This is a genomic window from Paraburkholderia acidisoli (genome assembly GCF_009789675.1).
Taxonomy (GTDB): Bacteria; Pseudomonadota; Gammaproteobacteria; order Burkholderiales; family Burkholderiaceae; genus Paraburkholderia; species Paraburkholderia acidisoli.
Map to the genome: position 1 here is coordinate 525,429 of NZ_CP046913.1, position 19,890 is coordinate 545,318.

General features: G+C 67.4%; 12 protein-coding genes. 3 read left to right on the plus strand and 9 right to left on the minus strand.

Annotated features, from left to right (window positions below; translation table 11 throughout):
• Nucleotides 1–18: 18 nt before the first annotated feature.
• From FAZ98_RS02310 to FAZ98_RS02320, 3 genes are all read right to left on the minus strand, one after another.
• Entirely contained in the window at nucleotides 19–1,131 is a 1,113-nt protein-coding gene (locus tag FAZ98_RS02310) for a polysaccharide biosynthesis/export family protein (RefSeq protein ID WP_233272641.1), read from the minus strand.
• A 373-nt stretch (nucleotides 1,132–1,504) separates the two neighbouring features.
• The gene (locus tag FAZ98_RS02315; RefSeq protein WP_199272280.1) at nucleotides 1,505–2,713 is read right to left on the minus strand and encodes a glycosyltransferase; all 1,209 of its coding nucleotides are present in this window, start codon (nucleotides 2,711–2,713) and stop codon (nucleotides 1,505–1,507) included.
• A gap of 29 nt (nucleotides 2,714–2,742) precedes the next feature.
• Nucleotides 2,743–4,122: a hypothetical protein gene (locus FAZ98_RS02320; RefSeq protein ID WP_158948405.1), complete on the minus strand. Its 1,380-nt coding sequence runs from the start codon at nucleotides 4,120–4,122 to the stop codon at nucleotides 2,743–2,745.
• 298 nt (nucleotides 4,123–4,420) lie between these two features.
• Here FAZ98_RS02320 and FAZ98_RS02325 point away from each other — a divergent pair, with 298 nt between their 5' ends.
• Nucleotides 4,421–5,626, plus strand: a complete 1,206-nt coding sequence (locus tag FAZ98_RS02325) for an acyltransferase family protein (RefSeq protein WP_158948407.1) — start codon at nucleotides 4,421–4,423, stop codon at nucleotides 5,624–5,626.
• Between the two features lie 63 nt (nucleotides 5,627–5,689).
• On the opposite strand, the gene FAZ98_RS02330 is transcribed toward FAZ98_RS02325, so the two are convergent.
• Nucleotides 5,690–7,048 carry a glycosyltransferase gene (locus FAZ98_RS02330; protein WP_158948409.1) on the minus strand — a complete coding sequence of 453 codons (1,359 nt, stop codon included), beginning with the start codon at nucleotides 7,046–7,048 and terminating at the stop codon, nucleotides 5,690–5,692.
• Nucleotides 7,049–7,352: 304 nt separating this feature from the next.
• On the opposite strand from FAZ98_RS02330, the gene FAZ98_RS02335 reads away from it, so the two are divergent.
• Nucleotides 7,353–8,630, plus strand: coding sequence for an oligosaccharide flippase family protein (locus FAZ98_RS02335; protein WP_158948410.1), 1,278 nt, complete (start codon nucleotides 7,353–7,355; stop codon nucleotides 8,628–8,630).
• 271 nt (nucleotides 8,631–8,901) lie between these two features.
• Nucleotides 8,902–9,828, plus strand: coding sequence for a glycosyltransferase family 2 protein (locus tag FAZ98_RS02340; RefSeq protein WP_158948412.1), 927 nt, complete (start codon nucleotides 8,902–8,904; stop codon nucleotides 9,826–9,828).
• Nucleotides 9,829–9,868: 40 nt separating this feature from the next.
• On the opposite strand, the gene aroG is transcribed toward FAZ98_RS02340, so the two are convergent.
• The 5 genes from aroG to FAZ98_RS02365 all read right to left on the minus strand — a co-directional run bounded on the left by aroG (nucleotide 9,869) and on the right by FAZ98_RS02365 (nucleotide 19,869).
• Nucleotides 9,869–10,942, minus strand: coding sequence for a 3-deoxy-7-phosphoheptulonate synthase AroG (aroG, locus tag FAZ98_RS02345; protein ID WP_158948414.1), 1,074 nt, complete (start codon nucleotides 10,940–10,942; stop codon nucleotides 9,869–9,871).
• A gap of 418 nt (nucleotides 10,943–11,360) precedes the next feature.
• A complete protein-coding gene (locus FAZ98_RS02350) occupies nucleotides 11,361–12,365 on the minus strand; it encodes an acyltransferase family protein (protein WP_158948416.1) in 1,005 nt (334 codons plus the stop codon).
• A 348-nt stretch (nucleotides 12,366–12,713) separates the two neighbouring features.
• Nucleotides 12,714–14,180, minus strand: coding sequence for a metalloprotease TldD (gene tldD, locus FAZ98_RS02355; protein WP_158948418.1), 1,467 nt, complete (start codon nucleotides 14,178–14,180; stop codon nucleotides 12,714–12,716).
• Between the two features lie 139 nt (nucleotides 14,181–14,319).
• Nucleotides 14,320–15,186: a carbon-nitrogen hydrolase family protein gene (locus FAZ98_RS02360; protein WP_158948420.1), complete on the minus strand. Its 867-nt coding sequence runs from the start codon at nucleotides 15,184–15,186 to the stop codon at nucleotides 14,320–14,322.
• Nucleotides 15,187–15,438: 252 nt separating this feature from the next.
• Nucleotides 15,439–19,869 (minus strand): YhdP family phospholipid transporter, encoded by a 4,431-nt coding sequence (locus tag FAZ98_RS02365; protein WP_158948422.1) that lies wholly within the window; start codon nucleotides 19,867–19,869, stop codon nucleotides 15,439–15,441.
• Between the last annotated feature and the right edge of the window lie 21 nt (nucleotides 19,870–19,890).

The window sequence follows — 19,890 nt, forward strand, 5'->3', positions numbered from 1 at the left end:
CACACTCGCATCGAGCGCTCAATACCCCGCGCCCACGTAGCGCCCGGCGGAAGCGGCCTGCGTGCTCGGCAGGATCAGGTTGACGACGCGGCTCCACTTCACGAGCGACGACGCGTCCACGAACACCACGTCGCTCGGCTTCAGCTCGAACTCGTCGGCGGTGGCCATGGCTTCGGGCGTCGAGGCGTCGAGGTGGAACACCGTGCGCTTGCCTTCCTTCTGCCCGCGCACCACGTAGACCTGCGAAGCGTCGCCCGAACCCTGGCTGATGCCGCCCGCGTTGCCGAGCGCTTCGTTGAGCGTGAGACGGCCGTTGTCGAGCGGCAGGCTGCCGGGCCGGCCGACTTCGCCGAGCACATAGACCTTGGTGTCGTTCGACGAATACACGCGGATCAGGTCGCCGTTCTGCAGGATGATGTTGTCGGGGTTCACGCCCTTGCGGATCATGTCGGGGATATTCACCATGATCGTCTGCTTGCCGCGCGTGATGCTCACGCGCGAGCGGTCGCCCGAGCCGGTGAAGCCGCCCGCGCGGTTGATCGCCTCGGGCAGCGACATCGTCATGTCGTTGAGCACCATGAGGCCCGGCGTGCGCACTTCGCCGTCCACGTACACGCGGCGGCTGCGATACGCCTCGATACGCAGCGTCACCTGCGGATTCTGCAGGTAGTACGCGAGCTTCTTCGCGACGAGATTGCGCGCTTCGAGTTCGGTGAGACCGGCCACGTGGATCGGCCCGACATAGGCGACCTGGATCGTGCCCGACGAGTCGACGGTATAGCCCGACACCACCTGGCTCGTGCTCTGATCCTGCTGGCCCGTGCTGCCGCTCGAGGTGGTCGGCAGGTTCATTTCGGGGTGATCCCACACGACGATGCTGAGCACGTCGCCGGGGCCGAGCGTGTAGGGCTTGGGCGTGCCGAACAGTTTTTCGACGTCGGTGGGCACCGTGGTCGTGCGCGCGGCCGCTTCCTGCGCGACCAGCTGGCTGTTGATCTCGACGAGCGCGTTCGGCGGCGGCGCGTCGTTGTTCGCGCCGCCCGAGGTGCGTGCCGCTTCGGTCGCGGCCTTCGCCTGCGTGACGCTCGTGGGCGCGGTCATGCCGGGCGACATGCCGCAGCCGGACAGCACGGCGAGCGCCGTGGCCAGCGTCGTCGTCGCGGCCAGCGCGTGGATTCTTGTGCTGATTGCTCTGAGTGCCGCGAACCGGTTACGGGGGCGAACGTCCGCGCCCGAACAAACCTCTATTTTTAACATGGCTGTGTCCCTCAAGTTTCTGGATACGCTCCCCCCGGCCGCGAACCGGCGCTCACCTGCGCGCGCCGTTCCACGTGCTTGTCGCCGCGCGGGTCGGGCAACGCTCCCTGCCTGCCCGCGCGGCGTTTCTTCGCTCATCCACTGCAATTCACTGCCACTACCCGTCGCCCGCTTGACTCCATGCGATGCCATGCCGATGCCGTGTCGATGTCATGCCGACGATGCCGCATCGACGCGGTATCGACCGCTAATCCACCGTCTCCACGCGTAACGCCTGTTGCGCGGGCGCGCGCGCCGTGGCGTTCGACGGATGCTCGTGCAGGAGCGCGAGCAGCGAACGCACCATGCCGTCCATCGCGAAACGCGCCTCGAAGGTGCGCTTCGCCTGCGCGCGCATCACGTTGCGCGTGGGTTCGTCGAGATTGCGCCACGCCGCGAGCAGGCCTTGGGTGCCCGCGATCGTGTCGGGCGCGACGAAGCCCGCGCCGTCCTGCTCGATCTCGCGCCACACGTTGACCTTGTCCGAGACCAGCACGGGCACGCCGCACGCGAGCGCCTCGGCCACGGACACGCCAAAGTTCTCCTGATGCGAAGGCAGCACGAACGCCTCGCTCGCGTGGAACGCGCCCCACTTGAGGTTGCCTTGCAGCATGCCGGGCCAGCTGATGCGATGCGCGATGCCGTGCGTCTGCGCGATCGCGTGCAGCGCCGGTTGCCATTGCGCCTTGTCGGGGCCGGCCATCAACAGATGCGCGTCGGGCGTCTCGCGCGCGTGCTCGGCGAACGCGTGCACGAGCATGTCGCAGCCCTTCTTCGGATGCAGACGGCCGAGGAACAGGATGATGCGTTTGCCGCGCAGATGCGGATGCGCCTGCAGGAATTCCTCGCGCAGCGTTTCGGCGTCCAGCTCCGGCGCGTTGGTGCCGAACGGCACGACGCGCTCGTTCGCGCGATAGAGCCAGAACGATTCGCGCGCGAGCACGCGCTCTTCCTCGGTCGTGAAGATCACCGAAGTGGCGTCGCGCAGCACGCGGTATTCGCCCCACGGCCAATAGGCCCACTTCTTCATGTGCTTCATGGGGTACGTCACGCGAAACCACGGGTCGAGCATGCCGTGCGTGTAGACGTAATACGGCACGCGCGAATGCCGCAGCGCGCGCCACGCGCCGAAGCCGTGGTACTGCCAGAGTCCGTGCACGAACGCGGCGTTGAAGCGCCCGGCGTTTTCGCGCAGCCACGGCACGTAGCCCGCGCAATAGCCGTAGTGACCGCGCGCGGGGCCGAGCGCGTGCAGCGGCAGCGGGAAATCGCGCACATAGGGCGCATCGATCGGATCGAGCGACGCGACTTCGACCCGGTGGCCGAGCGCCGCCATCGCCAGGCCGCTTTGGCGCACGCCTTCGATCGGACCGCCAGAACGCGGATCGACGGTGGACACGAGATGCAGGATTTTCATCGGGGCTCCGGTGGCGCTTAGGGGCGAGCCTAAGTGTTGAGCGGCGCGGCGGGCGCCGGCGGACGGTAGGTCGGCTCGACGCTGGGGTACGGCCGGAAGGCGGGTCTCGCGCGGTGGCGTGCGCGCACCACGTCGAGCCGGTAATGGAGCTGCGAGTACAGCGAGACGAGCAGGCCGAGCGCGATGCCGTAGACGAGCCCGGAGAAGCGCGGCCCGAGCGGATTGCCGCCGATCGAGGTGGCGGGCAGCGCCGCGAGCAGCAGGATCGACATGGAAAGCGGCATCAGCAGCGGGTCGCGCGGCGCGATGCGATGCCAGCGCCGGAAGCCGAAGCTGCCCACCACGATCGCGACGAGCACGGCGACAGGCATCAGCAAACCGAACACGATGCCTTCGGCGTAGAACTGATAGACCCAGAAGTTGTGGCCCGCCACCCAGTCTTTGGTGTCGAAGTAGTCGGCCTTGCTGAAGGTTTCGCGCACGTACGGGTAGTAGATGGGCGAATAGCGATACCAGTGGCCGAAGCCCTTGCCGAACAGCAGCGATTCCGCCGACGACGTGACCTGGTCGTACTGGTCGCGCATTTCGGCGATCCGCGTGATGGTGGTCGGGTCGCGGTCGGAGTCGGAGTTTTGCGCGGCGGTCACGCGCTGCGTCCAGTGCTCGGTGACCGACGGGAAGAAGTACGAGGCGCCGAGCCCGAGTCCCGCGACGAGCAGCAGCGCCGCCACGGTGCGCACGATCGAGCGCAGCAGATGCCGGAAGCTCGGCGCGGCCAGCCACGCGGCGAACAGCGCGAGCAGCACCGTGGCCACCAGCAGGCTGCGCGTCACGCTCAGCAGTTCGACCACGAGCGAGGCGAGGAACACGAGCACCATCGCCAGATTGAAGCGGCGCGCGACGATGAACTGATGCAGCAGGATCGCCTGCAAGCCGAGCATGGTCGGCGAGACGATCCGGAAGCGAATGTCGGAAAGCGGTCCGCCCACGGCGAGCAGGCCGAACACGAACGTGAACACCATGCCGCACACGTTGGCGTAATAGAGAATGCGCTGCATCTGCGCGAGCCGCAGCGGATGCCACGGCCGGCACATCGCCGCATAACCGAGGCCGAACAGCAGGAACGGCAGGATCACGCGCAGGTAATTGCCGATGGCGTTGTGCTGCAGCACCTGCGCGACGAGGCTGCCGATCAGGCTGAACGCGAGCGCGCGCGTGACGAACGTGCGCAGCCGCGAGGGACGCGTGAAGCGCGGCCCGATCATGGCGAGGATGGTCGCGCCCGCGAGCGCGGGAAACACGGCCAGCCATTGCGCGCCATGGCCGAACTGCGCGTCGGGCGCCTTGTAGTCGAAGGCGAGCGGCACGAAGCACATCCAGATCCACAGCTCGACGTTTTTGTTTCGCATCGGCCCATCTCCCGGTGCGGGGCATGAATGCGCAAAACGGCACGGCGCCGCATGCGAGGTTTCCCCAATATAAGGCGGCGCGGGCGCGAAGCCACATGCGTGGCGCGAAGCGACTGAATTGTGGCGGGCGCGCAATTCCTGCGATCCGGCACCGTAAAAATGCTGCAATGTTTTCCGTGCGCTGGCCGACAGTGGCAGGAAGTTGGCGCGCAGTGCCAGGCGCGCATGCGCATGATGGGGTGGGCCGCAATGCGCGGCGCGTGGATCCGGCCGTGTGCGGAATGGAGAGAAAGCCATCATGAAACTATTGGGCGGTGCGCCGCCGGCGGCGCGCGGACGACTGATCGAACTCGACTTCGTGCGCGGCATCGCGATTCTTGCCGTGATGGGCTTTCACTTCCATACGGTGCACACGGGCTATACGTTCGTCGAATTCATCGAATATCCGCTCAAGAGTTTCGGCACCGAAGGCGTGAACCTGTTCTTCACGCTGAGCGGCTTTCTCGTGGGCGGTTTGCTGCTGCGCCAGTACGCGCAAACGGGCCGCATCCAGGCGCGCCGCTTTATCGTGCGACGCATCTTCAAGATCTGGCCTGCCTACTACGCGCTGATCCTGTTTCATGTGCTCGCGGGACGGCACCCGCGCGACACGTTTCTGTGGCAGAACCTCACGCATCTGCAGAATTACTTCGGCACTTCGATCGCGCAAACGTGGAGTCTCGCGGTCGAGGAGCACTTCTATCTGTTCCTGCCCGCGTTGCTGATCGTGCTCGCGCACTGGCGGCTGCGCGCCAATGCGCTGATCGGCGTGATGGCCGTGATCTGCGCGCTCGTGCTCGGCGCGCGCTGCGCCGTGGTGCTCTCGGGCGATCTGAACGCCGCGTTCAACTTCACGCAATACCGCATCGACAGTTTGCTGTTAGGCGTGATGCTCGCCGCCGTGTACTGGATGAAGCCCGAGGTGTGGCGCACGCTCGCCGCGCGCAAGGCGTGGCTGTGGAGCGCGGTCGTGCTGCTGGTGGGCTGGCTCACGCTCGCCACGCCGCACGTCGTGCTCGACGAAAGTATTGGCTATACGCTGCAGGCGCTCGGCTTTTGCGCGCTGATCGTGCTCGTGCTCGAACACTCGGGCGGTATCAGCGGCTCGTGGTTTTATCGCGCGATCGCGTGGCTCGGCGTGTACTCGTACGGCATCTACCTCTGGCATTCGCTCGCGCTCGCGCCCGGCGACCTGTTGATCCGCAAGCTCGCCGCGCTGCACGTGCCCGCGCTCGCCGCGTGGCCCGTGGTGCTCGGCGCGCAGTTCGCGATCGCCATTCTGCTCGGCTGGGTGACCACGCGCGCGATCGAGTTTCCCTTCCTGCGGATCCGCGACGCGCTGTTTCCGGACCGGCGTCGCGACGTGCCGGCGCCGGGCGGACTGGAGATGGGTTTGGCGATACCGGTGCCGGCCGCGGTGGAAACGCCCGCGCCGGTGGACGGGAAGATGGGCGGCGTGGCTTGAGCTTTTTCGATCGAGCGGCGCTTCGCCTCGCGTCAGGCGAAGCGCGCCGCCGTGAAGCGGGGATCAAGCCATCGCGCTTTGCAGCGTGCGCTTGAATTCGTCGAGCGTGTTGCGAGCTAGCAGGTGGTTGGCGTCGGGAGTACCGGCGTCGGGCATACCGGCAGCGGGCGTACCGGCAGCGAGTCGGGAATCCACGTTTTCGTGATCGCGCCAATAAGCCGGCAGCGCGGCGAGCGCGCGCGCGATCGTCGCCGGTTCGAGATCGTCGAGCTGCGGGCCGAGCGAGCCGTCGCGGCAGAACCAGCCGATCAGACCGTCGGCGCTCGCGAGCACCGGCACGTTGAAGCGGTACGCCTGCACCAGCACGCCGCTCATGCCGTAGTGCTTGAGATAGCCGAGCCACACGGCGTCGCACGCCGAGAACAGATCGCGCTCCATCGCATCCGAAACGAACTGGTCGAAGATCACCGGCGCGGGCGTGATGCGCGGCGCGTGCGCGTTGATGAACGCGCGCGTTTCGTCGTCCTGCTGACCGGCGATCACGAGGCGCGGCGCGTCGTGTCCCGCGCCGAGCTGGATCAGCGCCCGCATCAATTCGCGGATGCCCTTGCGTTCGCCGATCGCGCCATACACGAGCAGATAGCGCGTGTTCGTGTCGAGTCCCAGCCGCGCGCGCGCTTCCTGCCGATCGGCCGCGGGCGTCTCGGGAAACGGATCGGCGACATAGGCGAGCCTGGCGCCCTGCGCGGGTTTCGTCGCGGCGTACCAGTCGGGCAGCGTGGGGTCGATCGTGAACAGCGTGCGCAGGCCGCGCACGCGCATGCCACGGCGAAACAGCAGCGATTTCGCGAGATCGACGACCGGGCGGCGCGGCGTGCGCAAACCCGCGCCCGCGTGATGGAAGGTCATGCCCATCACGATGGCGATCCACGGCGTCTCGCCGAACGGCGAGCCGAGCGGCGCGAGCGTGTAGAAGAAGTAATCGGCGTAGGGCGCCACCACGAGCCGCACGGGCATCGTGCGTTGCACTTCGACGAGCGCGCGCGCGTAGAAGTCGCGAAAGCGCATGTAGACGCTGGCCGCGTAGAGCACGCCGCGCGGCACCGTGTGCAGGTCGAGCAGCACGAGACGCAGGTCGGGGCGGGCCTCGCGCACGATGCGCTGCGCGAGCGGATGCTGCGCGTACCCGGCGTCCGTGATGACGAGGCAGCGGTGGCCCGCTTCCACGCAGGCCTGCGCGATCCACTCCACGTAACGCCAGCGATGGCCCGTGAAATTCGGCTCGATGATCGCGATCCAGTCGTCGCTCGCCTGCGCGCGCGTGGCGCTCGTCTGCCCGGCATCGCCGGGATCGGTCAGGCCGGTGCTGTCGGGAGCGTTGGGGTCGGCACGGCGGTAGGTGGCGATCGACGCGGATTCCATGCAGGTAGCCTGACGAAGGACGTTCCGAGCACATTAGCAGCGCCAACCGTAAGACAAGCGACAAATTGCGGTGCCGGATGGCCGATTTTGCCTGGCCTCGCCCGAGCCGCGCGCGTGGCGTATGCGGCGGTGCAGTATCGTCCGATTCCGCCTGGTAGATGGCGCTTGAGCGCATGCGCCGCGCGGTAACGTCCACCCTGCGCGCTTAAAAAAGCGCGGCGTGGGCTGGCGCGTGCCGCTTGTACGTACGAAGCGCGTGAGCCATGTCGTAGATGTGGAAAGTTGCAATGACAGGAGGTGAGTTTTGCGCGCGATGCGGCTCCCGGCGTGGCCGGTGAAGGCGGGGTTCGGTCCCGGCGCGGCCACGTGGGTGCTGCTGCAGCAGGTGTGCGTGCGCGGTCTCGTGGCCGTCAAATTTCTCGTGATCGGGCGCATTCTCGGTCCCTCGGCGATCGGGCTCGCGAGCGTCGCGCTGCTCGCCGTCGCCATTGCCGAGGCGCTCTCCGACACCGGTCTCGCGCAAGCCGTGATTCAGGGCCCCGTGCCGCCCACGCGCGATCAAACGGGCGCCGTCTGGACCACGCTCGCCACGCGCGGCTTGCTGATTGCGTTGCTGCTGGTCGCCTGCGCGCCGCTCATGGACGCGCAGTTTCATCTGGGCGGCGCGCTCGCGCTCGTGCAGATCGCCGCATTGCTGCCGCTGTTGCGCGGCCTCGCTTCGCCCGCGTATTTCATCGCGCAACGCGAGCGGCATTTTCAGCACATCGCGGCGCTCGAAATCTCGGCGGGCGCGATCGACTGCATCATCGGCATCGGGCTCGCGCTCGCGGGCATGGGACCGTATTCGCTGCTGATCGGCATGATGATCGGCGAGGCGTTCAAGAGCGTGCTCACGTGGACCACGCTCGCGCCGCGGCCGCCCATCCGGCTGCGCTGGTCCGGTATCGGCCATTACGTGGGCTTCAGCCGCTGGATCTGGGCCAGCAGCGTGATCATTCTGATTACTAACCAGTTCGACAAGGTCGTGGTCGGCAAGCTGCTCGGGCCGACGCAACTGGGTGCGTGGCAGATGTCGTCGAAACTCGCGCAGATGCTGCTCGCCGACGCCGCGCTCGCCATGTCGCAATACCTCTTCCCGACTTTCGCCGCGCATCATCGCGGCGGCGCGCACGCGGCCGCGCGGCTGTTTCGCCTCTATCTCGGCGTGGCCGCGCTCGGGCTCGCGGCCGTGGTGATCCTGCTGCGCTTCGCCGCGGAGCCGCTGTTCTCGATCGTGCTCGGCGCCGCGTGGCTGCCGGCCGTGCCGCTGTTTCGCATCTTCGTCATCAACATGGCGATCAGCGCGTTGAACTCGGTGCTCGCGTCGTATCTGCGTGCCGTGGGCGATGCGCGCGCGGTGACCGTCGCCTCGCTGATCCAGGTGGGCGCGCTGATCGTGAGCGTGCCGCCCGCGACGCACTTCTACGGCGTGACGGGCATTGCCTGGTCGATGACGTTCGGGCTCGCCACCGGTGCGGCATGGATGCTGTGGCGCGTGTCGCGGCACGGCGCGGCGCACGCGCCCGCGGAGACGGTGGAGTGAGTTCGCGTGAGTTGCGTGAGTTGCGTGAGTTGCGTGAATCCGGCCGGTGGCGAGCGCTGTGCGCGGTGCCGCACCGAGCCGCACCGTGTGCATCACGCGGCATTCATCAAACCCCGGTAAACAAGGGCTGAACGCGTTGCGGGCGTGGTGCCCGCAGCGGAATTCAGTCGTTGCCTAGACCGTTTCGGACAACCTGAAGCGGTCCCCACATGACGCGCGCGACCCGCGTGCTAATCTCGATTCATCGTTCTGCATGGACGAGGAGAAACCGATGACCCCGCTCGCCACCGATGATCTCCCGTCATCCGCCACGGACGCCGCGCGCTTGCGCGTGGCCGTGGTGATCGCCACGAAAGGGCGCGCCGCCGCCACGGGTTGGGCCGTGCGCCTGCTCGCGCGGCAAACGCAGCGCCCCGATCAGGTTCTGCTCTCCGCCACCTGCAAGGCGGACCTCGGTCCGTACGACGCCGAAGGCCTGCGTGTGGACGTGATCTTCGGCAGCGCGGGGTCGAGCATCCAACGCAATCGCGCGCTCGACGCGCTCGCGCCCGGCATCGACATCGTCATTTTTCTCGACGACGACTTCGCGCCTGAACGTCATTGGGTCCAGCAATGCGCGGCGCTGTTCGCGAGCCAGCCGTCGCTGGTGGGCGTGTCGGGGCGCACGCTGCGCGACGGCGCGACGGGCAAGCCGGTGGTGTGGGAAGACGCGCTCGCGCTCGTCGACGGCGCGCAGGACGAAGCATTGCAACGCCCGCCACTGCGCCCGTGCGTGGAACTGTACGGCTGCAACATGGCGTGCCGCGCACAGGCCATCGACGGCTTGCGCTTCGACGAACGGCTCGTGCTCTACGGCTGGCTCGAAGATAAAGACTTTTCGCGGCGCCTCTCGCGCAGCGGCGGTCTGGCGTATTGCGACTGGCTGATCGGCGTGCATCTCGGCCTGCAGGGCGGGCGCGTCTCGGGCCGCCGCTTCGGCTACTCGCAGGTCGTCAACGCGATGTATCTGTGCCGCAAGGGCGTGATGTCGCGAAAGGAAGCCGCGAGCAATATCGTGCGCGCGATCGGCATGAACTGCGTGAAGTCGGTGCGCCCGGAAGCGCACCTCGACCGGCGCGGCCGCCTGATCGGCAACGTGATCGGCATCGCCGAAATGTGCATGGGCTCGGTGAAGCCCGAGCGCGCCTTGCTCCTGTGACGGTGCACGGGCGCGCCCGTTGTTGCCGCGCCTCGAGTCGTTAGTTGCCGCTGCCGCGCGCGACGCGGCGCTGCTTGACGCTTTCGGCGAGACCTTCGAGCACGTTCACGCTCTCGTCCCAGCCGATGCACGCGTCGGTGATGCTCTGGCCGTAGGTGAGTTCGCAGCCTTCCTTCAGGTCCTGGCGGCCCGCCACGAGATGCGACTCCACCATCACGCCCACAATACGCTCGTCGCCCGCCGCGATCTGGCGGCCGATGTCGGCGCACACGGGAATCTGGTTCTCGTGCTTCTTCGAACTGTTCGCGTGGCTCGCGTCGATCATGAGGCGCGCGGCGAGACCCGCCTTGCCGATGTCGGCGCACGCGGCGTTCACGCTTTCGGCGTCGTAGTTCGGCGCCTTGCCGCCGCGCAGGATCACGTGGCAGTCCTCGTTACCGGCCGTGGAGACGATGGCCGAATGGCCGCCCTTGGTGACCGAGAGGAAATGGTGCGGCTGCGAGGCGGCCTTGATCGCGTCCACGGCGATCTTCACGTTGCCGTCCGTGCCGTTCTTGAAACCGACCGGGCACGACAGGCCCGAAGCCAGTTCGCGGTGCACCTGCGACTCGGTCGTGCGCGCACCGATCGCGCCCCACGAAACCAGATCGGCGATGTACTGCGGGCTGATCATGTCGAGGTATTCGGTGCCCGCGGGCAGACCCAGTTCGTTGATCGAGACGAGCAGTTCGCGCGCGGTGCGCAGGCCGTCGTTGATCTTGAAGCTGTTGTCCATGTACGGGTCGTTGATGAGCCCCTTCCAGCCCACGGTGGTGCGCGGCTTTTCGAAGTACACGCGCATCACGATCTCGAGTTCGTTCTTGAAGCGCTTGCGTTGCTCGACGAGGCGATTCGCGTATTCGATGGCGGCCTTGGTGTCGTGAATCGAGCACGGCCCGACGATCACGATCAGGCGGTCGTCCATGCCGTGCAGGATGCGGTGCATGGCGCGGCGCGACTCGAAGATCAGCGTGGAAGCGGCTTCCGAGCACGGGAATTCGCGGATCAGGTGAGCGGGCGGCGTGAGTTCCTTGAGTTCGCGAATGCGGACATCGTCGGTGTTGTGCGGGGGCATGGTTGTTCTCCTGATCCGGTGCTTGGCGTGCGTTCGGTGTTGCGTTGGCTTGCGTCGCGATAAAACGTTGGGCGAAAAAAAACCGCCAGGCTGGGCTGGCGGTTTTTCGTGTATTCGGGTTCCTGCGCGTACTATCAACCCTCTCGATCCGCCAGCGGTCTGAGATACCAAAAAAAGTAAAAATAAAACTGGCTGGCGAACATGACGGTGTGCGTTGTTTGTGCGGTCGCTAGTGCGTTTGCGCTTGCGTACGTCGAAAAGGGTGATTGCCTTTATAACCCGGCACGCTTCACGCTGACAAGCGTGGCGGCGTGAAAAAGCGGAACATCCGCGCAAATTCCGCAACTCATGCAAAAAAATAGCGCAACGGTGCGGGAATTCCGCATCGTCGCGCATCGGGGGCGGATCACCGCCGCATTCAGGCGGCGGCTTGCTGGCTGCCTACCGTCACGCCGTTGACCACCGGTTCGTCGCGGGCGGCGCGGCGGCGCAGGAGGTGCCGCAGGCGAATCACGCGTTTTTCGACCAGTTCGTAGGAGACCCACGAGAGCGCGAACGAGGTACCCAGCAGCGCGGCCAGGTAGGTGGCGGGATGCGCGGGCGACTCGCGAAAGCCCATCACCTGAAACGCCCAGATGAGCGCGAAGTGGTTGAGGAACATGCCGTAGCTCAGGTTGCCGGCCAGTTCGTCGATGCGGCCGAACTTCGTTTTCGTGAGCGCGGTCACGACCGGAAAACCGATCACGACGCCGATCAACACGTCGAAAACGGAGTCGGCGGGGCGGGCGAGCGAGGCGACGGCCGCCAGCGCGACCGCGCCATAGGTCGCGCGCAGCAACCACGGGTGATCGCGCGTGCGCAGCAGACTGCCCATGAGGAATACGAACAGCGTGCCGGGCAGCATGCGATAGCCCCACGTGTCGGGCGTGACGAGATGAAAATACGGCAGCACGAAGAACAGCAGCGAGAGCACCAGCGCGAGCACGCGGGCGCGAAACACGATGATGAATGGAATCGCCAGATAGAACTGCGCCTCGAGCCCGAGCGACCACGCCTGCGGGATCGTCTGCGCGTGCGGGAAGAAGTGGAAGAAGTTGAGCGGCACCATCGTCATGTTGAGGGCCGCTGTCCACGGCGTGATCTCCGCAAGAAACCACGACTGCGGATGAAACCGGAAGATCAGCACGAGCGAGATCGCGCTGTAGAACAGGAACTGCGGAAAGAGCCGCATGACCCGGTCGAGATAGAACGGCAGGAGCTGATCGAGGCTCGCATAGTGACGCTCGATGAGCGCCGTCATGACGTAGCCGCTCAGCAGGAAAAACGACGCCACGGCGATCACGCCGGGATTGTGGCCGTGATAGTTCACGCCGATGTGCGACAGCATGACGGCAACAGCAAGCAGCAGCCGGTAAGTGCCCATTTTTGTCCCCGATGGGTGTTGTTGTTCGTTGGCCTTTGGCCAGATATTTCCAAACGAATGGCGCGATGGTAACCGGCCAGATCTCGCCGCAAAGTGCGACTTGTGCGCGAGCGTGCGCTCGTCCACTCAGCGTGTCTGGTGTCTGAAAGGAATGGCCCGCGTAGGCTTGCGCGGAGCGCGGCGCGGCGGAGGGGAACCGTGCGGTGGGCCGCACGCCACGTCACGTCGCATGGCAGGGCACAAAGAAAATCGGCCGTGAACCGTCTTGCGACGAATCACGGCCGACCTGGGATGCAGCGAGGAGCGGGGCGCGCCTGGCGTTGAGTGCTGGCGTCCGGCGTGGGTGTTTTAGACCGTGCCGCCCACCGTCATGCGGTCGATACGCAACGTGGGCTGACCCACGCCCACGGGCACGCTCTGGCCTTCCTTGCCGCACACGCCCACGCCCGAGTCGAGCTTCATGTCGTTGCCGATCATGCTCACGTACTTGAGCGATTCCGGGCCGCTGCCGATCAGCGTCGCGCCCTTCACCGGGTAGGTGATCTTGCCGTTTTCGATCATGTACGCCTCGGAGGCCGAGAACACGAACTTGCCGTTCGTGATGTCGACCTGGCCGCCGCCGAAGTTCACGGCGTAGAGGCCGTTCTTCACCGAGCCGATGATCTCCTGCGGGTCTTTGTCGCCGTTGAGCATGTAGGTGTTGGTCATGCGCGGCATGGGCAGCGCGGCGTACGACTCGCGGCGCGCGTTGCCGGTGACCGGCATCTTCATGAGACGCGCGTTGAGCGAGTCCTGAATGTAACCCTTCAGAATGCCGTCCTCGATCAGCGTGGTGCACTGCGTCGGGTTGCCTTCGTCGTCGATATTGAGCGAGCCGCGGCGGTTCGGCAGCGTGCCGTCGTCGACCACCGTCACGCCCTTGGCCGCGACCTGTTCGCCGATCCGGCCCGCGAACGCCGACGAGCCCTTGCGGTTGAAGTCGCCTTCGAGACCGTGGCCGATGGCTTCGTGCAGCAGCACGCCGGGCCAGCCCGGTCCGAGCACGACCGTCATCGCGCCGGCCGGCGCGGGACGCGCTTCGAGATTCACGAGCGCGGCGTGCACGGCGTCATCCACGTACTTGCTGAGCACGTCGTCGCTGAAATAGGCGTAGTCGAAGCGACCGCCGCCGCCGCCGTTGCCGATCTCGCGGCGGCCGTTCTGTTCGGCGATCACCGTGACGGACACGCGCACGAGCGGGCGGATGTCGGCGGCGAGCGCGCCGTCGCTGCGCGCCACCAGCACGACGTCGTACTCGCCGGCGAGCGCGGCCATGACCTGCGTGATGCGCGGATCGCGCCCGCGCGCCATCTGCTCGACGCGTTCGAGCAGCTTCACTTTTTCCGTGGCGTCGAGCGACGAAAGCGGATCGGACGGCAGATAGAGATCGCGGCCCGTCACGCCCGTGAGCGACTTCGCGACCTGGATCTTCTGCTTGCCGCCGCCCGCCCTGGCGATCGAGCGCGTGGCGATGGCCGCCTGGCGGATCGCTTCGGGCGAGAGGTCGTCCGAGTAGGCGAATGCGGTGCGCTCGCCCGAGACGGCGCGCACGCCCACGCCCTGGTCGATGCTGAAGCTGCCCGACTTGACGATGCCTTCTTCGAGACTCCACGCCTCGCTGCGCGTGGTCTGGAAGTAGAGGTCGGCGTAGTCGACGCGATGCGTGAAGATCTCGCCGAGCGTGCGCGTGAGCACTGCTTCGTCGAGGCCGTAGGGCGTAAGGAGCAGGTCCTTCGCGGTCGCCAGATTGCGGATGCCGGGTTCGATGATGTTCATGCGCTTGGGGTGAAAGCTAACGATGAGTCTGTGAAGGGAGATTCGGGCGCGTCACTGCGAAATCAAGGCCCGTAATCGGTATGTTCGGTAGGTTCGGTGTGTTCGGGGTGTTCGTTATCGGGGCGTGCTCGCCGCGCGCTCAGGCGCAGTCGAGCACGCGATGCCGCCACGCGGGCAGGCTCGCGCGCACGCTCGCCATGCGCGCGAGGTCGATGTCGCCCGCCACCACGCCCGGGCCTTCGTCGCGCACCGCGACGATCTCGCCCCACGGGTCGATCAGCACGCTGTGGCCCCACGTACGGCGGCCGTTTTCGTGCTTGCCGCCTTGCGCCGCCGCGAGCACATAGCACTGGTTTTCGATCGCGCGGGCGCGCAGCAAAATCTCCCAGTGCGCCTCGCCCGTGGTGTAGGTGAACGCGGAAGGCACCACCATCAGCGCGCAATCGCCCATGCGGCGGTACAGCTCGGGAAAGCGCAAATCGTAGCAGACCGACAGGCCGACCCGGCCGAACGGCGCTTCGAAGGTGCGAACCTCGTCGCCGGGGCGGATCGTGCGCGCTTCGTCGAACGATTCGGTGCCTTTTTCGAAGTTGAACAGATGGATCTTGTCGTAGCGCGCGCGCTCCGTGCCGCTTGGATCGAACACGAGCGTGGTGTTGAGCACGCGGTTCTCCTCGGGCGCCGGGTTGGGCGCGAGCAGCGGCAAGGTTCCGCCGATGATCCACACGCCGTGGCGCTTCGCGGCATCGGCGAGAAAACGCTGGATCGGGCCGTCGCCGTAGGGTTCGCGGATCGCGAGCTTGTCCGTGTCCTTGTGGCCCATGAAGCAGAAATATTCGGGCAGCAACACGAGGCGCGCGCCGGAGGCGGCGGCTTCGGCGATCAGACGGTCGGCATCGGCGAGATTGCGGTCGCGGTCTGGCGTGCTGACCATCTGCAGCGCGGCGACACGGAAGGGCGCTCGGGACGCTTCGGACGATTCAGGCGATTCGGGAGTGGCGCTCATCGGCAAATATCGAGGCTCTCGTAACTGGGGGAGGCGCTGGCGCGGTGCGGTCTCAGTGCCGGGCGATGCGCGTCGTTACATTCGTGGCGCGGCGCATCGGTCGTGCCTGTAGTCCGCCGGTTTCCGTCCGCTTTCAGCCGCTACGCGGTTTCCAGCACGAACTCAGGGCGCAACTCAGGACGCCAACTCGGGACGCCAACTCGGGACGCCAACTCGGGACGCCAACTCGGGACGCCAACTCGGGACGCCAACTCAGGGCGCGGCAGCCGGCACCTGCGCGTCCATCTTACCCTGATCGCTGTGCAGCCGCTCGACGTGGGGTTTGGACCACGATCCGGTGATGGCGTAGGTCATCGCGAACGCCGACTCGACTGTGTGCGAGAGCGCGAAGTCGGCGACCAGCGCGCCCAGGCCGAACAGCGGATTGACCACGGCCGCGGCGATCACGCCCGCGCCCGCGCTCACTGTCGGCACCACATGCACGCGCAGGTCCTGGGTGCGGCGCGCGACGTCGATGCTGCCCGTCATGGTCGCGCGCGCGGGCGCGGTCACGAGCTTGACGTCGTTGGTCTGGCCGAGGCCGTTCTGGATTTGCGCCGTGCCCGTCACGCTCGTGAACGGCAAGCCCTGGCCGATCACGTCGCGGAAGTCCATCTGCGCGTAGCGCGAGACGCTTTGCAGGCTCAGCACGCCGAGCAGCTTGGCCACGCCCGGATTGACCTTGAGAATCTGGCCGTGGCGCAGGTCGAGCGCGAGATTGCCGTCGAGCGATGGATAGTCGATACGAGTGGGGCCGCCGCGCCACGCGAGCCGTCCCGAGAGCGAACCGGCGCCGCCCTTGAGCGTGTGCTCGAGGCCGGCGCGGTCGAGCAGCGCGCCCGCGTCCAGAATGTCGAGATGGAAGTCGAGCGCGGTGCGGCGCGGCGTCTGCATGCCGGCGGCGGCGGAGTCGTCGGTCACGGCCGTGTCGCCGATCGCGCGCCAGTTTTCCGTGGCCGTGAGATGCGCGGCCGGATTGCTGATGTCGAGCGTATCGAGCTGCCAGACCGGCACGCCGTTCTCGTCGTAGTTGTGCGCGTTGACCTGCAGGCGGCCGAGGTCGCGGTCGCGCACGATCAGCTGGTTCACCACGAGGTCGATCGACGGCATGTTCTGCGCGGGCTGCGACATCGCCTGACCGAGCAGGTCGTTTTCCGTGGCGGCGGGCACGACGAGGCGCGCGAGCCGTGCTTCGAGCGTGCCCGGGGCGCCCGGCACCGCGCCCGGCTTCCACGAGACGTGACCCGAGACCTGGTTCGACGCCACGTTGGCCTGCCATTCGTTGCCGCGCTCGCCGCTGCGCGACGCGCCCACGACCACGTTTTCCCAGTGGCGCTTGAGCAGCGTGAGCATGCCGACGTGGACCGCGAAGCGCGACGGCAAATACTGCGCGAACGCGCTGGCGGTGAGCGGCGTGGGTTGAGCGGCGCTGGCGGCGTTCGTGGCGCTCGCGGCCTGCGCCGCGGCAGGCGAAGTCGACGCCATCACGGGCGAGGCGTTTTGCGCCGCCGCGTTCGCTGTGACCGCCGATGCCGCGCCAGGAGCGGTGGCCGCCGCCGCACTCGCCGCCGCCGGCCCGCGCATTTGCTGCACCACCGCGCGCCACGCATCGGCATCGAACGTAGGCAGTTCGACCGCCGCCGTCACGCCTTGCGAAGGCAGATCCGCCGGACGATTCATGCCGATCGCGCCGCGCAGCACCTCCGGCACGTGGCCCGGATTGCGGCGCAGCACGTAGCGCGCGGCGAGCGGCCCGAGCGTCAGATCGGCGTGCTGGTAGTCGCGCTCGTAGTCGGCCTGACGGGTGGCGGCGTCGCCCGGCTGGGCGGCGTTGGGGGCATTGGCGGGATCGTCGCCGAGGCCCGGCTGCAACTCGAAATGCAGCGGCATGGGCGCGCCGGCCGCTTTGCCGAACGGCGCGGGCAGGTCCAGGCCGAGGCCGGTGAGATCGGCATTCGCGGTGATGTCGGGCAAATGGCCGCGCGCGCCCGCCACCTGGAGCGAGTAGGGCGCCGCACCCGAGAGCCGCCCGAGCACCGCCGCCGCCGTGCCGCGCAGATTCAGCCCGCGCGCCGCGTCCACGGCCACGTCGCCGGCCACGTTCACGGTGTAGCGGCCGTCCTCGCGCAGGCCGCCGCTCGCGCGCACGTCGCCGCCCAGGAAGCGCGCCGTGAGTTGATCGACGCTCGCGCTGCGGTTCGTGAAGCGCACCTTGCCGTTGAGATTCGAGACCGGCGGCACGTTGTCGGCGCTGAGCGTGTCGTTTTCGAAACCGATCGCGCCGCCGAGCTTCACCTTCGGCTGCGGCACGCGCGGGATCGTGAGCGTGAGCGCGAGCGTGGCCGGCCCTTGCGCGTTCACCTTGCGCGTGGCGTGTTTCGCGATCAGGCCGATCGAGCTGTTGTCGGCGTAATCGAGCAGATCGGCGAGCGGCCCGCGCCCCGCGCCGCTGATCACGAGATCCGAGCCCTTGATGCCGAGTTCGTCGATTCGCCCGCTCACGTCGTGCAGCACGAAGTTGCGGTAGTGGCCGTGCGCCACGTCGAAGCGCAGCTTGTTCTCGTGCATGCGGAATACGCCGTCGATGCCGTCGAACGCGGGCCACACGCTCGGCACGCCGTTGCGCATGCGCTTGGGCGGGAACGGCGACGGGTCGAAGCGCCCGCCCGTGAACGGCGCGACGATGCGGAACTGGCCCGCGTCCGGCGCGCGCGAATAGGGGAATTGCGCGAGATCGCCGTGAATCTCGATCGTCGCGCCCTTCGAGATGCCCGCCTGCAAGCCGTGGCCGAGATAGACGCGGGTTTTTTCGGTGATGCTGGTGGGCAGGTAACGCGGGATCGCCTTGACCTGCGCGCGGTCGAAATGCGCGACCAGATCGAGCGCGCCGCGCCCGCTGCCGGGATTCGTGTAGTGCGCGTTCATGGTCGCGTGCACGTCGGCGTTGCGCACGCCGAGCTGGTTCACGTCGACGGTAAACGCCTTGAGCTTGTTGCCCGGCAGGCGCTCGTCGGCCACGGTCCACTTCAGCGCGCCGTTGAGGCGGTCGAAGGTGAGACGCGGATTGTCGAACACGCCGGGGATGGTGATCGCGGCGTTGGCCGTGTCGAGATCGAGCGAGCCGTGCTTTTCGTCGGCGTCGATATGCCCCCAGAGATTCTCGACGCCCGGCAGGCCCGCACGCGGATGGCCGCGCGGCGTGAGGCCGGGCCCCGGCTCCTGGGCCGCCACGCTGATGCCTTGCAGATCGCCCTTGAAGCGGTAGTGCGTGACCGGTTCGGCGCCGGGAACGCTGCGCTGCTCCGCGGCGGCCTCGCCGTTGTCCGGCTTCGCGCGCTCGAGCCCGAGGTCGTAGTTCGCCACGAGGCCGCGCGGATTGAAGCGCACCAAAGCCGTCTGCACGCGCGGCGGCAGCGGCAGCGCGCGCATGAATTCGGCGAGGATGCCCAGATCGATGCGGTCGCCCTGCACCGACACCAGTTGACCGTGTTGCAACGTTTGCTGACGAAAGCGCGCGTCGAGCGTGGAGAGCGCGAGCGTGCGCGTGAGCGGGGTGCCGTCGTCGAGCGGCGGCTGGCCGAGTTCGGCGTGGAAGTCGCGCAGCTTGAGCGCGTAATCGCCGGGCTCGAGGCCCACGCTCCAGTGAAAGTTCGCGACCGGCATATCCAGCACCGGCTGCGTGGGCTTCACGCGCAGCGCGATGTTGGCGCCTTCGAGCGCGCCGCTCGCGGCCAGCAGCCGCCCTTGGGCGAAATGCGCCCAGATGGCGTTGTCGATGCGGCCCGCGCGCGTCTCGATCGGCAGGTTGATGTAGCGCGCGAGCGTGGGCAGATCGACGGGACCGGTCGAGAGGTAGGCGTCGCCGGTCCAGCCGAGCGGCTTGCCCGCCTGCGAGAAGCGCGCGTGCGTGAAATGCGCGCGGAAGTCGAGCGGGCCGTGCAGCACCGTGCCCTCGGCGGGCGCCTGCAACGCCACGCGATGGTCGTAGCCGTTGTTGAGGATCGCGAAGCGGATATGCGAGAGCGCGAGGTCGGGCGCGTCGTGCAGGGCGTCGTGCCAGCGCAGCGTGCCGCCGCGCAGCACGATGGCTTCCTGGCGCAGGAGCCAGGTCGAGAAGGTGGCGTTGCCCGTGTGCGTGGTCGGCATCGGCACGCCCGCGACCGTGATCGTGCCGTCGTCCTCGCGCGCGATATGCACGTCGGGTTCCTCGACGATCACGCTGGAGAGCAGCGGTTCGAGCAGCACGATGGAGCGCCACGAGACCGAGGCCATGGCGTGCGGCACGCGCAGGGCGAGGTTGCCGTCGCGGTCGCGAATGGTCAGATCGCTGACGTCGATGCCGGGCTGGAAGCCCGACCAGTGCGGCGCGAGCTTGCCGATGCGGAACTGCGCGTGGATCTTGTCGGAGACGAGCTTTTCGATGCGCGGACGGAAGTCGTCCACGTGCGGCAGCACCACGTAGCGCAGCCCGAGCAGCAGCACCGCGACGATGAAGTAAAGGACGAGCGCGATGACGGCCAGCACGCGCAGCGTGTGGCGCAGAACCGGGTGATGGTGATGCGGGGACGCGCCCTCGGCAGGCCGGCTGTCCGCTCCGGCATGTGCGGATTGCGGCGGGCCGGCGGGATCGTTTCGCTCGGACATGCTGCGGCGGGTGCGGTATGG

Coding starts and splice junctions, on each gene's coding strand:
- FAZ98_RS02315 (WP_199272280.1), bottom strand. CDS start 2,713: ATGAAAATCCTGCATCTCGTGTCCACCGTCGATCCGCGTTCTGGCGGT.
- FAZ98_RS02320 (WP_158948405.1), bottom strand. CDS start 4,122: ATGCGAAACAAAAACGTCGAGCTGTGGATCTGGATGTGCTTCGTGCCG.
- FAZ98_RS02325 (WP_158948407.1), top strand. CDS start 4,421: ATGAAACTATTGGGCGGTGCGCCGCCGGCGGCGCGCGGACGACTGATC.
- FAZ98_RS02330 (WP_158948409.1), bottom strand. CDS start 7,048: ATGGAATCCGCGTCGATCGCCACCTACCGCCGTGCCGACCCCAACGCT.
- FAZ98_RS02340 (WP_158948412.1), top strand. CDS start 8,902: ATGACCCCGCTCGCCACCGATGATCTCCCGTCATCCGCCACGGACGCC.
- aroG (WP_158948414.1), bottom strand. CDS start 10,942: ATGCCCCCGCACAACACCGACGATGTCCGCATTCGCGAACTCAAGGAA.
- FAZ98_RS02350 (WP_158948416.1), bottom strand. CDS start 12,365: ATGGGCACTTACCGGCTGCTGCTTGCTGTTGCCGTCATGCTGTCGCAC.
- tldD (WP_158948418.1), bottom strand. CDS start 14,180: ATGAACATCATCGAACCCGGCATCCGCAATCTGGCGACCGCGAAGGAC.
- FAZ98_RS02360 (WP_158948420.1), bottom strand. CDS start 15,186: ATGAGCGCCACTCCCGAATCGCCTGAATCGTCCGAAGCGTCCCGAGCG.
- FAZ98_RS02365 (WP_158948422.1), bottom strand. CDS start 19,869: ATGTCCGAGCGAAACGATCCCGCCGGCCCGCCGCAATCCGCACATGCC.